Here is a 16,361-nt window from a genome sequence, read left to right as displayed (position 1 = left end):
TCCGAGCCGCGAAAACCTCATCAACCGCCAACAACTCACGACCCATACCCACCCACTGCGCACCCTGACCAGGGAAAGCGAAGACGACCTTGCCTGCCCGCGATGCCCCGCAGATGACAGTCGCGGCATTCGCTCCGTCGGCTACTGCCGCGAGCCCGGCGTCGAGATCCGCACTGTCCGTGCTGATCACCACGGCGCGATGCGGCAACGCGGCGCGCGTCGTCGCCAGCGCGTGGGCCAGCGCGGAGCGCTGGATATCCGGTCGGTCGTCGACAAAGGTGCGCAGCCTGCTTGCCTGGGCGCGCAACGCCTCAGCCGATCGCGCGGACAGCACCATCGGCAGGACCGCGGGCTTGCCGTCGGTGACGCGGACCGCCTCGTCGTCGTGCGGCTGGGCTTCGGGCACCTGTTCCAGCACGATATGGGAATTGGTGCCGGAGGCGCCGAACGAGGACACACCGGCCCGGCGCGGGCGGTCACCCGAGGACGGCCACGGCACGGCATCGGTCAGCAACCGCACCGCGCCGGCCGACCAGTCCACCTGCGATGTCGGCTCATCCACGTGCAATGTCTTGGGCAGCACGCCGTGCTGCATCGCCAGTACCATTTTGAGCACACCGGCCACGCCCGCCGCGGACTGGGTATGGCCGATATTCGACTTGATCGACCCCAACCACAGTGGCTGATCCCGATCCTGACCATAGGTCGCCAGCAACGCCTGCGCCTCAATAGGATCCCCCAGCACCGTGCCGGTGCCGTGCGCCTCCACCGCATCCACGTCCGTGGGCAGCAGCCGCGCATCGGCCAACGCCGCCTGGATCACCCGCCGCTGCGACGGACCGTTCGGCGCGGTCAAACCATTCGACGCCCCATCCTGATTCACCGCCGAACCACGCACCACGGCAAGCACCCTGTGCCCCAAGCGCTGTGCCTCCGACAGTCGCTCCACCAGCACCAGGCCGACACCCTCGCCCCAGCCGGTCCCGTCGGCGCCCGCCGCGAACGACTTGCACCGACCGCTCTGCGACAACCCACCCTGTCGCGAAAACTCCACGAACGCACCGGGTGTCGACATCACCGTCACGCCACCGGCGACCGCCAGCCCGCACTCACCGCTGCGCACCGACCGCACCGCCAGGTGTAGCGCAACCAACGACGACGAGCACGCGGTATCGATCGTGACCGCGGGCCCCTCGAGGCCGAACACATACGACAGCCGACCCGACAGCACGCTGCTCGCGGTGCCGACCAGCCCGTAGTCGGAGCCACCGAGCGCCGCTTTCACCGCGTGATCCTGCGAACTGCCGCCGATGAACACGCCGGTTCGACTGCCGCGCAACGACAACGGATCAATACCCGCGCGCTCGAACAACTCCCACGACGACTCCAGCAACAACCGCTGCTGCGGATCCATCGCCAACGCCTCACGCGGCGAGATACCGAACAGCTCGGCATCGAAATCGGCGGCGGTTTCCACGAATCCACCGATCGGGTCGACGAATGCCCCGTCCGCTGCCCCGCCGCTCAGCGCGCCCTGATCCCAGCCGCGATAGGCCGGGGGCGCTCCGATCGCGTCCACACCGCCGGACACGAGTTCCCACAACTGTTCCGGTGAATTCGCCGCACCCGGGTAACGGCAACTCATCGCCACGATCGCGACCGGCTCGCCGGGCCCGGACTCGACCTCCTGCAGCCGCTTACGCGTCGCTTGCAGATCCAGCGTGACCCGCTTGAGGTATTGCCGCAGCTTGTCCTCGTTGTTCACAACCATGTCCTCTTCCACCAGTTGTTCGGCGCGGTCACAGCACACCGAGGTCGTTGTCGATGAGATCGAAGATCTCGTCATCGCTCGCGGCGTCCAGGACCGCCGCGCCGCCGGACTCGTCCGCACCGTCACCGAGCTTCGCCAGCAGGGTCTGCAGCCGGATCGCGAGCTTCGCCTTCGTGTCGGGGTCGCAGTCCATCGCCACGACTTCCCTACTGAGCCGGTCGAATTCGTCCAGGATCAACGGCTCACCCGAGCCCGAACCGCCCGCCAGCTCGGCCGCGAGGAATTCGGCCACCGAGCTCAGCGTCGGATAGTCGAAGACGAGCGTGGCGGGCAATGCGATGCCGGTCGCCGTGGACAGCCGGTTGCGGAACTCCACCGCGGTCACCGAGTCGAACCCGAGCTCGGCGAAGGGGCGCGCCAGATCGTCGGTGTGCTCACCGGAATAGCCGAGCACCGCACCGATTTCGGCGCTGACGACGGCACTCAGCAGGTTCCGTCGCTCGGTGCCGGACAGCCCGGTGAGGCGTTCGCGCAACTCCGCTCCCGCGACCGTCTCCGCGTCGTCCGCCGCCCGCAGTGCCCGCGCCGCTTCGGGTACCTCGCTGATCAGCGGGCTCGGGCGGACGAAGGTGAACGGGGCCGCGAAACGCGCCCAGTCGATGTCGGCGACGGTCAGCTGGGTTTCCCCGTGCTCGACCGCCTGTAGCAGCGCGCCGAACGCCAGTGCGGGGTCCATCGGGCGGACGCCGCGCCGGGTGAGCACATCCTGCGTGGCGTCGTTCGCCGTCATACCGCCGCCATCGCCCCAGTTGCCCCACGCGACGGTGGTCGCGGCCGATCCGACCGCCTTCCGGTGCCTGCCGAGCCCGTCGAGGAAGGCGTTGCCCGCCGCGTAGGCGGCGTTGCTCCCGCTGCCCCACGACGCCGAGCCGGACGAGAACAGCACGAAGGCCGCCAGGTCGAGATGGCGGGTGAGCTCGTGCAATGCCTGAGCGCCGCCCACCTTCGCCGACATCGCGGCCGCGAACTCGGCAATGGACGTCTGCGCGAGCGGACCTTCGACCGGCACACCCGCCGCGTGCACGACGGCCGTCAACGGATGCTCGGCTGGGAGCGCCGCGAGCAGTTCCGCGAGCGCGTCTCGATCGGCCACATCGCAGGCCGCCATCGTCACGCTCGCACCGGACGCGCGTAGTTCGGCCGTCAGTTCGACCGCACCCGGCGAATCCGTGCCGCGCCTGCTGATCAGCAGCAGATGCCCGGCGCCGTTGGCCGCCGCCCAGCGCGCGACCCTGGCACCGAGACCGCTTGCGCCACCGGTGATCAACACCGTCCCGCGTGGGTGCCACGGTGTACCCGCGACGAGCGGGGGCGAGGCGCGGGTCAAGCGCCGGCCGAAGGCCTGCCCGCTACGCAGCGCGAGTTGATCCTCGTCGGCGTGATCGCCCAGCAAGCGAAGCAGCGTGCTGAGATCGGCGGCGGTCACGTTCGCAGGCAGGTCGATAAGACCGCCCCACCGTTTCGGGTACTCGAGCGCGGCGACGCGGCCGACGCCCCAGAGCGGAGCCTGGGCGACGCCACCGACGAGATCCGCCGGATCGACGGACATGGCGTCGCGGGTGACGCACCACAGGCGGGTATCGAGATCGCGGTCGTGCAGTGCCTGTAGCAGCAGCACCGTGTTCACGAAACCGGTGTGCAGCAACGAATATTCGCTATCCGCGCGATCGTCCAGCCCGAGCAGCGACAGCACGCCGATCGGCGCGGCCGGGCCGCTCAGCCGCTCGGCCAGGTCGGTTCGATCGGTCTCGGCGCCCACCACCATCGAGACGACCTCGGCGGTCCGGCCCAACGCAGCGATGATCGCGTCGGCCAGCGACCGATCGATCTGTTCGGGCAGCAGGACCAGCCAGTTGCCCCGGGGCTCGGCGCCGATCGGCGTTACCGGAGCCCAGGTCTCGCGATACCGCCAGGATTGCACGATCGACTCGTCCTGGCGGCGATGCCGCCACTTCAGCAGGCCGGGCAAGACCTCGCCCAACGCCACGGCATCCAACTCCATGGACGCGGCCAGCTCACCTAGATCGCCGTTCTCGACGGTCGCCCAGAATGCCGCGTCCGCACCGTCGGCCTGCACCGCGGGCGCGCTGATCTCCGGCCAGAATCGCCGGTGCTGGAATGCGTAGGTGGGCAACTCGATGCGGCGCGGGAGCCGGTCGCCGTACCAGGCCACCCAGTCCACGGGGTGACCGTGCACGTAGAGCGACGCCAGCGCCGACAGCAGCGTCGCCGGTTCGTCCCGATCGGCGCGCAGCACCGGCACCGCGACCGTCGCCGAATCCGGTTCGGCGGCAAGGTTTGCCAAGACCAGCCCGGTCGTCGTCGCGTCCGGTCCCAGTTCGACGAAGCTCTGCACGTCCCGTTCCGACAGTGCCCGCACTCCCTCGGCGAAGCGCACCGCCTCGCGTGCGTGACGCACCCAATAGGCCGTCGAATTCAGCTGCTCCGCCGACACCGGCTCGCCGGTCAAGTTCGACACCACCGGGATCGCGGGTTCGGCGAATTCGATACCGGCGCAGACTCGTTCGAACTCCGCGAGCATCGGATCCATCAGTGCCGAGTGGAAGGCGTGCGAGACCGCGAGCCAGGTGGTCTTGCGCCCGGCAGCGGCGAGGTGGTCGGCGACCCGGCCGACCGCCGCGCGCGCACCGGACACCACCACCGACCGGGGGCCGTTGACCGCGGCCAGGCAGGCGAACTCGGACAGGTGCTGCGCGACTTCGTCTTCGGTGGCCTGTATCGCCACCATCGCCCCGCCGTCGGGCAGCGCCTGCATCAACCGCCCACGCGCGACCACCAGCCGCGCCGCGTCCGGCACCGACAGCGCACCGGCCGCCGCGGCGGCGGTGAGCTCGCCCACCGAGTGCCCCATGAGGAAATCCGGTGTCACACCGAAAGATTCCAGCAAGCGGAACAGCGCGATACCCATCGTGAACAGCGCGGGCTGGGCGAACTCCGTGCGATCGAGCACCTCGGGCCGGTCGACGTCGAAGACGATGCCGCGCAACGACGTACCGAGCAACGGATCGATCACCGCGCAGACCTCGTCGAACGCCGCGGCGAACACCGGGAACGTCGAGTACAACTCCCGGCCCATCCCCGCGCGCTGCGCACCCTGGCCTGCACAAATGAAGGCAATCCGGCCCGGTCGCGTCCGGCCGGTGCGCACGGAGCCGGTCGAATTCCCCTGTGCCAGCGCCGAAAGACCCGCCGACAGCTCGTCTCGATCAGCGGCGAGCACGACCGCACGGTGCTCGAATCCGGCCCGCGACACCAGCGACCGCGACACCGCCGCCGGATCCAGCTCCGGGGCGTCGTCCAGGAAGGACAGCAGCCGCAAACCCTGCGCCCGCATTGCCGCCACCGACTTACCGGACAGCACGAAGGGCCGTGCCATCGGCGAAATATGCTGCGGCACATCAGCTGCTGGCACCGCCTCGGGTGCCTGCTCCAGGATCACGTGCGCATTCGTGCCGCTGATCCCGAACGACGACACCGCGGCACGCCGTGGCCGTCCCACCTCGGGCCACGGTCTGGTCTCGGTCACCAACGCAACCGTGCCCGCCGACCAATCCACCTCCGGCGTCGGTTCGGCTGCATGCAGCGTGGCGGGTACCACGGCGCGGCGCAGGGCCTCGACCGCTTTGATCACGCCTGCCACGCCTGCCGCGGCCTGGCTGTGGCCGATATTCGATTTGATCGACCCGAGCAGCAGCGGGCGGTCAGGCCTGCGATCGCGACCGTAAGTGGCCAGCAATGCCTGCGCCTCGATCGGATCGCCGAGCGCGGTACCGGTGCCATGCGCCTCGACGACATCGATATCGTCCGCAGCCAGGTCGGCGCGTCGTAGCGCGTCGCGGATAACCCGTTGCTGCGCAGGACCATTCGGCGCGGTCAGCCCGTTCGACGCGCCGTCCTGATTGACCGCCGAGCCACGCAGCACCGCGAGCACCGGGTGCCCATTGCGTTGCGCGTCCGAAAGCCGTTCCAGCACAACCAGACCGACACCTTCGGCGAAGGCCATCCCGTCCGCCGCCGCGGAAAACGCCTTGCAGCGGCCATCCTTCGCCAGCGCGCCCTGCTGGGAGAATCCGATGAACCCGGCGGGCGAGGACATCACCATCACGCCGCCCGCCAGCGCGAGCGAGCATTCGCCGGTCCGCAGCGACTGCGCCGACAGATGCAGCGCGACCAGCGACGACGAGCATGCGGTGTCCACGGTGATCGCGGGTCCCTCCAGTCCGAACACGTAGGACACGCGGCCGGACAGGACGCTCGACACATTGCCGGTCATCGACAACCCGTCGATGTCACCGAGCTGCCCGCCGAGCTGTGGCACCGGGTTGGCCCCCACGAAGACACCGGTTCGGCTGCCGCGCAACGCCTGTACATCGATCCCCGCGCGTTCGAACGCCTCCCACGCCGTCTCCAGCAGCAGCCGCTGCTGCGGGTCCATGGCGATGGCTTCGCGCGGCGAGATCCCGAAGAACGCCGCGTCGAAATCTGCTACGGCGTGCAGGAATCCGCCATGTCGCACATACGAGGTGCCCGCGTTGGCGGGGTCGGGGTGGTACAGATTCCCGACATCCCAGCCGCGGTCGGTGGGGAAGCCAGAAATCGCATCGACCCCGTCGGCCGCGAGCCGCCACAGGTCCTCGGGCGAACCGACGCCGCCCGGGTAGCGGCAGGCCATGCCGACGATGACGATCGGGTCGTCCTCGGGAACCGTCTGCTCCAATGCCGCCGAGGTAACCATCGGATCGATGCCGAAGGCCTCGGCGAGCAGGTAGCGGGCCAGGTCGTTCGCGGTCGGATAGTCGAAGACCATGGTGGACGGCAACTTCAGGCCGGTCGCCGCCACAAGCCGGTTACGCAGCTCCACCGCCGTGAGCGAGGTGAAGCCGAGCTCCTGGAACGCCCGGTCCGGCTCTACGTCCTTCGAGCTCGCATGCCCGAGCACCACCGCGACCTCGGTGCGGATCAGTTCCAGCACCAGCGCCCGGCGGTCCGGCTCGGCCACTGCGGAAAGCCGTTCGCGCAGTGCCGAGTCGGACGCCGCGACGCCGGCTGCGGCGGGCGCGTACTCGGCGAGAATGCGCCGGACCTCGGGCACCGCGCCGAGCAATGGACTCGGCCGCGCCATGGTGAACAGCGAAACGAAGTTCTCCCAGTTGACGTCCGCAATCAGCAGGAAGGTCTCCGCCCGATCCAAGGCGGCGTGCAACCCGGCGAGCGCGAGGTCGGGATCCATCGGGGGCAGCCCGTGCCGGGTCTGCCGCTCGCCGAGCACCATCCCCTCGACGACGTTGGTGCCGTCCCACAGGTTCGGTGTTCCCCACACGCCCCAGGCGATGCACAGCGCGGTCTGTCCGCGGGCCCGGCGACGCTCGGCCAGGGCGTGCAGATGCGCGTTGGCCGCACCGTACGCACCGTGCGCGCCGCTGCCCCAGACGCCGGCCACCGAGGAGTAGAGCACGAACGCGTCGAGGTCGATGGCTTCGGTCAGCTCGTCCAGATGAACCGCGCCCGCCACCTTGGCACGCGTCATCCTGGCGAATTCCTCGACGGTGGTACCGGGGAGGGTCGCGACCTCCAGCGAGGCGGCCGCGTGCACCACCATCCGTAGCGGCGCGGCGTCGGTGTGCGCGAGCGCCACCAGCGCCGCGGCCGCCGCATGGTCGGCGATATCGCAGGCGACGATCTCGACCTGTGCGCCGAGCGCGCGCAGTTCGGCCGCCAGCTCGGACGCGCCCTCGGCCGCTGGACCGCGCCGGCTCGCGAGCACCACCCGCTCGGCGCCGTGGCGCACCGCCCAGCGCGCGGTGACCGCGCCGAGGGTGCCGGTGCCGCCGGTGATCAAGAGGGTGCCGCTGGTACGCCACGCCGGAGTGTCCGCGGCGATGCGGGTCGGCGCGGGCACGATCCGCCGGGCCAGGACACCGCCGCGGCGGATCACCACCTGGTCTTCGCCGGTCGATCCGGTGAGGACGGCGGCGAACTTGGCGAGCGTCCGGTCGTCGAGCGTGTCGGGCAGGTCGACCAGGCCACCCCATCGCTGCGAATGTTCTAGTCCGACAACAGGTCCCAGGCCCCACAGTTCGGCCTGCACCGGGTCGGGCGCCGCGGTGACCGCGGCCCCCTTGGTCACCAGCCAGAGCGGCGCGGCGATTCCCGCGTCGCCGAGCGCCTGAATGAGGGCGACGGTGGTCGTCGTCGAATTGCCCAGGGAGGCAATGCCGGAGGCGTCGGCGTAGTCGGCGACCACCGCGGCGAGCACGGACCGGTCGGCCGCATCGACTTCGAGCACGGACGCGTCGGCCAATGTCCTTGCCACGGCGACGACATCGCTGTCGCCGGCCCGCCCGGCGGGCACGACGATCACCCACGATCCCGAGACAACGCCCGACACCTCGACCGGCTGCCAGTCGACGCGATAATGCCACGAGTCCAGCACGGACGCGTCGCGCCTGCGCCCGCGCCAAGCGGCGAGGCCGGGCAGGACATCGGTCGCCACCTGCGCGTCGACCGCCAGCCCGGCGGCCAGGGCGGCGACGTCCGCACGCTCGACCGCTGCCCAGAACTCGGCGTCGGAGGTGCCGGCGGCCGAATCATGGCTCCCCGGAGCCGATTCCAGCCAATACCGCTGATGCTGGAACGCGTAGGTCGGTAGCGCCACCCGCGCCGCGCCGTCCAGCAGGGGACGCCAGTCCACCGTGGCCCCGCGCGTGTAGACCTCGGCGAGCGAGTGGATCAAGCGATCCAGGCCGCCGTCGTCACGTCGCAGGGAACCAGTGGTCACCGCGGCCCGATCGGTGGCCTCGATCGCCTCCTGGATCGCGGGCACCAGCACCGGATGCGAACTGACCTCGATCAGGAATCGGTAGTGCTCGTCGAGCAATTCCGTGATCGCCGGGAAGAAGCGCACCGGCTGCCGCAGGTTCTCCAGCCAGTACCCGGCATCGAGTTCCGATCCGTCGAGCGAGCGCCCGCGCACCGTCGACAGCAGCGGAATCCGGCCCCGGTGCGGCGTCACCCCGGCCAACTCCTCGACCAGCCGCTCGGCGATCGCGTCAACCTGTGCCGAATGCGACGCGTAGTCCACCTCGACCCGGCGCGCCCGCACGTCGGCCGCGAGACACTCGGCGATCACCTCGTCCAGCGCGGCATCATCACCCGAAATCACTGTCACCGCAGGTCCGTTCACCGCCGCGACCGATACGGTGTCGCCGAACCGGGCGATCAGCTGCTCGACCTGGTCCGCGGGCAGGCCCACCGACACCATGCCGCCCCGGCCGGACAGCCCCGCCGCGATGATGCGGCTGCGCCCGACCACGACCTTAGCCGCGTCGGCCAGGCTCAACGCGCCCGCAACGCAGGCCGCGGCGATCTCGCCCTGGGAGTGCCCGACCACCACGTCGGGTACGACCCCGAAGGACTCCCAGACCGCAGCCAGCGACACCATCACGGCAAACGACACCGGCTGCACCACATCGACGCGATCGGCCGATTCAGCCTCGCCCGCCAGAGTTTTCAGCAACGACCAGCCGGTCAGCGGATCCATCGCGGCGGCACACTCGGCAAGCCGAGCCGCGAAAACCGGGCTGGTGCACGCCAACTCGCGTCCCATGCCGACCCACTGCGCGCCCTGACCGGGGAACACGAACGCCGTCCGGCCGGTCCGCGCGCGCCCGGTGACCACCTCGGCCGCCGACTCGCCACGGGCCACGGCATGCAGCGCCGCCACCAGTTCGGCGCGGTCGCGCCCGAGCACCACCGCACGCTCGTCCAGGGCGGCGCGGGTGGTCGCGAGCGACCACGCCACATCCGGTAGCGCCGCGCCGTCCGCCAGGAAGGACGCCAATCGAGCCGCCTGGTCGCTCAGTGCCGTCGTGGTCCGCGCGGATAGTACGAAAGGCCGCCCCGATGCCGAATCATTCTTCGCCGCAGCGCCTTCCGGCACCGGCTCCGGCACATGCTCCAGTACGACGTGTGCGTTGGTGCCGCTGACGCCGAACGACGACACACCGGACCGTCGCGGCCGATCGGACACCGGCCAGGACACGGCCTCGGTCGCCAGCCGAACCGCGCCCGCCGACCAATCCACCTGTGGCGTAGGCGCATCGACATGCAGTGTCCGCGGCACCACACCCTGCCGCATCGCCTCGACCATCTTGATCACACCGGCGACGCCCGCCGCGGCCTGGGTGTGGCCGATATTCGATTTCAGCGAACCCAGCCACACCGGGCGATCCTCGGCCCGGTCCTGTCCGTAGGTCGCCAGCACCGCCTGCGCCTCGATTGGATCACCCAGCGTGGTGCCGGTGCCGTGCGCCTCGACCACATCGATATCGGCCGCGGACATACCCGCATTACGCAGCGCCTGCCGGATAACGCGCTGCTGGGAGGGACCGTTCGGCGCGGTCAGCCCGTTCGACGCGCCGTCCTGATTGACCGCCGTGCCACGCACCAGCGCCAGCACCGGATGGCCGTTGCGGCGCGCGTCGGACAGTCGCTCCAGCAGGACAAGCCCCGCGCCCTCGGACACGCTCGTACCGTCCGCGTTCGCCGCGAACGACTTGCTGCGCCCGTCGGCGGCCAGGCCGCGCTGCCGGGAGAACTCGATGAACGTTCCCGGCGTCGCCATGACGGTGACGCCGCCCGCGAGTGCCATGGTGCATTCGCCCGCACGCAGCGCCTGCACCGCGGAGTTCATCGCCACGAGCGAGGACGAGCACGCCGTGTCGACCGTGAGCGCGGGGCCTTCCAAACCAAAGGTGTAGGAAATCCGGCCGGAGACAACGCTTCCGGAGACACCAGTCGCGAGGAAACCCTCGACCCCTTCCGGTATCTCGCTGACCTGGGCGCCGTAATCGTGGTACATCACGCCCGCGAACACACCGGTGCGACTACCGCGCAGCGACAGCGGATCGATGCCGCCCCGCTCGAAGGCTTCCCACGCGAGCTCGAGCAGCACCCGCTGCTGCGGATCCATCGCGATCGCTTCCCTGGGCGAGATGCCGAACAGTGCGGGATCGAAATCTGGTGCGCCGTCGAGGAATCCGCCCTCTCGGGTCAGGCTCACGCCACGCTGCTCCGCGCTGAAGAGCGCCGACATGTCCCAGCCGCGATCCAACGGGAACGACGCGATCGCGTCACCACCGTCAGCGACGAACCGCCACAGCGCCTCCGGCGAATCGATGCCTCCCGGATAGCGGCAGCTCATGGCGACGATCGCGATAGGCTCGTCCGTGTTCGCCGAAACATTCTGCGCCAACTCAGGTTCCGTGCCCGTGCCGGTCGCCGTTTCGAGGAGGAAGCCGGCCAGATCCCGCGGGTTCGGGTAGTCGAAGACCAGCGTCGCGGGTAGTCGCAGCCCGGTAACCGCGGCCATCCGATTCCGGAACTCCACGGCGGTGAGCGAGGTGAAACCGAGCTCCGCGAACGCGGCGGTGGGACCGACCTGCCTGGCGCCCTCGTAGCCGAGAACCGTGCCCACCTCGTCGAGCACGAGATCGAGCAGCAACTTCACCTGTTCAGCACGGGGCACGCCGGCGAGCTTGCGCAGCAGTGACCGATTCCCGGCCCGGCTGCCCGCGCGCGCCCGATGCGCGGTGCGGACGAGACCACGCAGCAGGCCCGGCACCGCCCCGGCCTCGACCAGGGCGCGCAGGGCGACCTGGTCCACGCGCAACGGAACGAGCACGGCCCGGTCGACCGCACGGGCGGCATCGAGCAGTGCGAGGCCTTCGCCGGGGCTCATGCCGACCACGCCGGACCGGTCGAGGCGATCGACATCGGCCGCCGTCAGATCCGCGGTCAGCCCGTCCGCCCGGGCCCAGCGTCCCCACGCCAGTGCGACCGCCGGAAGGCTCTGTGCCCGACGGAGTTCGGCGAGCGCGTCGAGGTAGGTGTTGGCCGCCGCGTACCCGGACTGGCCGGGCGCACCCAGCACACCGGAGGCCGAGGAGAACAGGATGAAGGCGCTGAGATCGCGCTCGCGGGTGAGTTCGTGCAGATGCCAGGCCGCATCGACCTTGGGGCGCAACACCGTTGCCAGCCGCTGCGGGGATTGAGCGGTGAGCACACCGTCGTCGAGCACCACGGCCGCGTGCACCACGGCCGTCAGCCGGGGCAGCCGGTCGAGCAGGTCGGCCAACTCGGCGCGGTCGGCCACATCGCAGGCGAAGATCGACACCTCGGCGCCGAGTGTCGTGAGCTCGTCCAGCAGTTCGGGCGCGCCCGGCGCGTCGATGCCGCGCCTGCCGATCAGGGCGAGCCGCCGCACCCCGTAGCTGGTGACGAAATGCCGCGCCAGGTCGGCGCCGATGGTTCCGGTGCCACCGGTGATCAGCACGGTGCCCTCGGGATCCCAGGGCTGCGCCGTACGGCGCTCGCCTGCCGCCACTCTCGTGAGTCGCGGCGCGCTGAGCACCCCGCCGCGAATCGCGAGTTGTGGCTCACCGCTGCGCGCGGCAGCGGGCAACAGTTCCCGCGATCGCGGATCGTCATCGATATCGACCAGCACAAACCGGTCCGGATGTTCGGACTGCGCGGAACGGATCAGACCCCACAGCGCGGCGCCCGCGAGATCGGGCGCGGTCGTGTCGGCATCCGTCGTCATCGCGTGCCGAGTCACGAATACCAGTTGTGCGTCGTCGAATTCGGGCGTCCCGAGCCAGGTCTGCACGATCTCCAGCCCGCGTACCACCGCCGCGTGCGCCGCATCGGCGTCCGGCCGGTCCGGCCGCACCGACAGCAGAACCAGGTCGGGCACCGGTGCGTCGGCCGCCAGAGCGGCCAGCTCCGCGGCACCGACCGGCCGGTCATCCGTGCCGAGATCGATCCAGCCGCTTGCCTTTTCGTCGTCGGACGGCACCGGCTGCCAGCTCACCTGCAGCAGATCATCGGACTGCCGCGCCGACGAGGGCATCGCACGCAGGACGACCGACTCCGCGGTCAGCACCGGCTGACCCTCGTCATCGGTAATCCGCACGGAGACACCGCCGGACGCGGCCTGGCCGAGCCGGACCCGCAGCACGGACGCCCCGCTGCGGTGCAGGGTGACCCCGCGCCAGGCAAACGGCAGCTGCGGCCCGGTCGCGGACCCGGTGGACGTACCGAACGCGAGGGCGTGCAGCGCCGCGTCGAGCAATGCCGGATGCAGCCCGAAACGGTCGGTGTCGCCGAGGGATTCGACCGGACGCACCTCGGCGCAGACCTCGTCACCGCTGCGCCATGCGGCGACCAATCCTTGGAAGGCCGGGCCGTAGACCATGCCGAGGGCGGACAGGGTGTCGTAGAGACCGTCCAGCTCGGCGTCGGCGACCGGTTGCGCACCTGCGGGCGGCCACGGTCCGGAATCGTCGCGACCGGCCGATTCCGCCCGGGTGAGCACCGCGTTGGCATGGCACTTCCACGCGTCGTCGTCGGTACCCTCGGTGCGCGAATGGATCGACAGCGCGCGGCGGCCGTGCTCGTCCGCGGGCGCCACGGCGACCTGAAGTTGGATAGCGGTCTCGGCGGGCAGGACCAGCGCCGCCTCGAGTGTCAATTCCTCGAGCTGGTCGAAACCGTCGAGCGCACCGGCCCGCAGTGCCAGCTCCGCGAACGCGGTGCCCGGCAGCAGCACGGTGTCGCCGACCGCGTGATCGGCGAGCCAGGGATGGGTTCGCTGGGAGAGCAACCCGGTGATCACCGCCGCTCCCGAGCTGGCCACCGACACCGCCGCCGCGAGCAGCGGGTGATCGACGGCGGCCAATCCCATGGCTGCGGGATCGCCGGGTCGCGCGGTGATCTCCATCCAGTAACGGGTCGCGTCGAAGGGATAGGTCGGCAGATCGACCGGACGGCCGTCGACGCTGTCGAGGATCGATCGCCAATCCACCGGCAGGCCAGCGGTATACAGCGTGGCCAGCGAGGTGATCAGCCGCCGCCTGCCGCCGTCGTCGCGGCGCAGCGTGCCGGTCACCACCGCCTCGACGCCGACCGCTTCGGCGGTCTGCTCGATGCCGACGGTGAGCCATGGATGCGCGCTCAGCTCGACAAAGGTGTGGTAGCCGTGGTCGATTGCCGTGCGGATCGTCCGGTCGAACTCGACGGCCTCGCGCGCATTGCGGTACCAGTACTCCGGTCCGAGATCCGCCGTATCGAGCAGTTCGCCGGTGACCGTCGAATAGAATGGCAGCGCGGCGGCCTGCGGCTCGATCCCGGCCACGGCATCGAGCAACCGATCCCGCAGCGGTTCCACCCGATCACAGTGACTGGCAACGGTTCCCGGCAGCATGCGGGCCCGAATGCCCTCGGTCTCGCAGGCTGCCACCAGCTCCAGCAGTTGATCTTCGTCACCGGCGACGATCGTGGTGGTCGGATTGTTCACCGCGGCAACGGTCAGCGCGGGATGGGCGCGCAGTCGCTGCCGGACGTCCTCGACCGGTAGTCCGAGCAACGCCAGCGTGCCGTTTCCGACGAGTTCGTCGGCGAACAGCTGCGAGCGACGGACGGCGATCCGCGCCGCATCGTTCAGTGACAGTGCCCCCGCCACGCAGGCGGCGGCAATCTCGCCTTGCGAGTGACCGATCACCGCGCCGGCCTCGACGCCGTAGGAACGCCAGAGTTCGGCCAGCGAGACCATCACCGCGAACAGCACCGGCTGCCATATCTCGGTCCGCTCGGACGGCGGCGCCTCGGCGCGCAGGACATCCAGCACCGACCACTCGATCAGCGGGTCGATCGCCGCGGCGCATTCCGCCATCCGGGCGGCGAAAACCGGTTCGGTGGCAAGCAATTCGGTGACCATTCCGGTCCACTGCCACCCGTGACCGGGGAAGACGAACACCACGCCGGTGCGGGCCGGCCGCACATCGGCGCGCACGATGTTGTCCGGAAGCTGTTCTGCCGCCACCGCATCCAGCGCGGCCAGCAGCTCCGCCCGATCCTCGGCAACGACAACCGCGCGCTCATCGAGCGAGGAACGCGTGGTCGCCAACGACAGCGCCACGTCCCGTAGTTCCTGTTCCGGCTTGCCGTCGAGGTATCCGTGCAGTCGCAGCGCCTGCTGGCGCAGGGCCTCAGAAGTTTTGCCCGACAACAGATATGGCAGCACCGCAGGCGCAGCGGCGGCGCGCTCGACCGGAGCCGAGGCGGGCGCCTGTTCCAGAATCAGATGGGCGTTCGTTCCGCTCACGCCGAACGACGACACTGCCGCACGACGCGGTCGGTCCGCATCGGACCAGGCCTGCGCCTCGGTCAGCAGCCGGACGTTACCCGCGGACCAATCCACGTGCGGGGTGGGCTCATTCACGTGCAAGGTCGGTGGCAGCACGCCGTGGCGCATCGCCATGACCATCTTGATCACGCCTGCCACGCCCGCGGCGGCCTGCGCGTGGCCGATATTGGATTTGATCGAGCCGAGCCACAGCGGGCTCACCTCCTGGTGATCCTTGCCGTAGGTCTCGACGATGGCCTGTGCCTCGATCGGATCGCCCAATACCGTTCCGGTGCCGTGTGCCTCGACGACGTCGACCTCCGCGCCGGTGAGGCGCGCATTGCCGAGCGCCTGGCGGATCACCCGGCGCTGGGCGGCACCGTTCGGCGCGGATAGACCGTTCGACGCGCCGTCCTGGTTCACCGCGGAACCGCGGATGACGGCCAGCACCGTGTGCCCGTGCCTGCGTGCGTCGGCGAGCCGTTCCAGCAGAATCAGACCGACGCCCTCCGCGAAACCGGTGCCGTCGGCGGCCGCGGCAAACGCCTTGCAGCGTCCGTTCTCGGCCAAGCCGCGCTGCCTGGACACCTCGATGAAGGTCGACGGCGTGTGCATGACGGCAACGCCACCACCGAGCGCGAGCTCGCATTCGCCGTTGCGCAGGGCCTGCACGGCGAGATGCAGGGCGACCAACGACGAGGAACAGGCCGTGTCCACCGTGACGGCGGGCCCGTTCAGACCGAAGGCGTAAGAGATCCGGCCCGAGAGCACGCTGCTCGAAATACTGGTCAGCACTTCACCTTCGAGCGAGGTGCCCGCGGCGGCCAGCACCGAAGGATGGTCGCCGGAACCGCCGCCGACGAACACCCCGATCCGGCGGCCTTCCAGCGACAGTGGCGCGATACCGGCACGTTCGAAGCTCTCCCATGCGGTGTGCAGCAGCAAGCGTTGCTGGGGATCCATGGCGCCGGCCTCGCGGGGCGAGATGCCGAACAAGCGCGTGTCGAACATGCCCGGCTCGTCGAGGAAGCCGCCTTCCCGGGTATAGCTGTGCCCACGCGCCTCGGGATCGGCGTCGAACAGCCTGCTCAGGTCCCACCCGCGGTTCGACGGGAACTCGCCGATCGCGTCCGTGCCGTCGGCGACCAGTCGCCACAGGTCCTCGGGCGACTCGACACCGCCCGGGTAACGGCAGCTCATGGACACGATCGCGATGGGTTCGGCGGCCGCGCCTGCCATCCGTTCGTTCTGCTTGCGCAGCCGATCGTTCTCGAGCAGGGTGCGGCGCAGGGCCTCGGCGACGTCGCGCGCTGACTTCTCCACGTT

At 70.1% G+C, this 16,361-nt stretch carries 2 protein-coding genes; both read right to left on the bottom strand.

The features are described 5' to 3' along the window. On the bottom strand, positions 1–1,771 hold a 1,771-nt coding region (locus ABZ942_RS27625; RefSeq protein ID WP_357386808.1), incomplete at its 3' end, for a type I polyketide synthase. 28 nt (positions 1,772–1,799) lie between these two features. Further along, positions 1,800–16,358 (bottom strand): type I polyketide synthase, encoded by a 14,559-nt coding sequence (locus ABZ942_RS27620; RefSeq protein ID WP_357386806.1) that lies wholly within the window; start codon positions 16,356–16,358, stop codon positions 1,800–1,802. Positions 16,359–16,361 lie beyond the last annotated feature (3 nt).

The organism is Nocardia sp. NPDC046473, assembly GCF_040645995.1.
Classification (GTDB): domain Bacteria; phylum Actinomycetota; class Actinomycetes; order Mycobacteriales; family Mycobacteriaceae; genus Nocardia.
The sequence above is the reverse complement of the archived record's forward strand: the minus strand, read 5'-3'. Positions and strand labels throughout refer to the sequence as shown.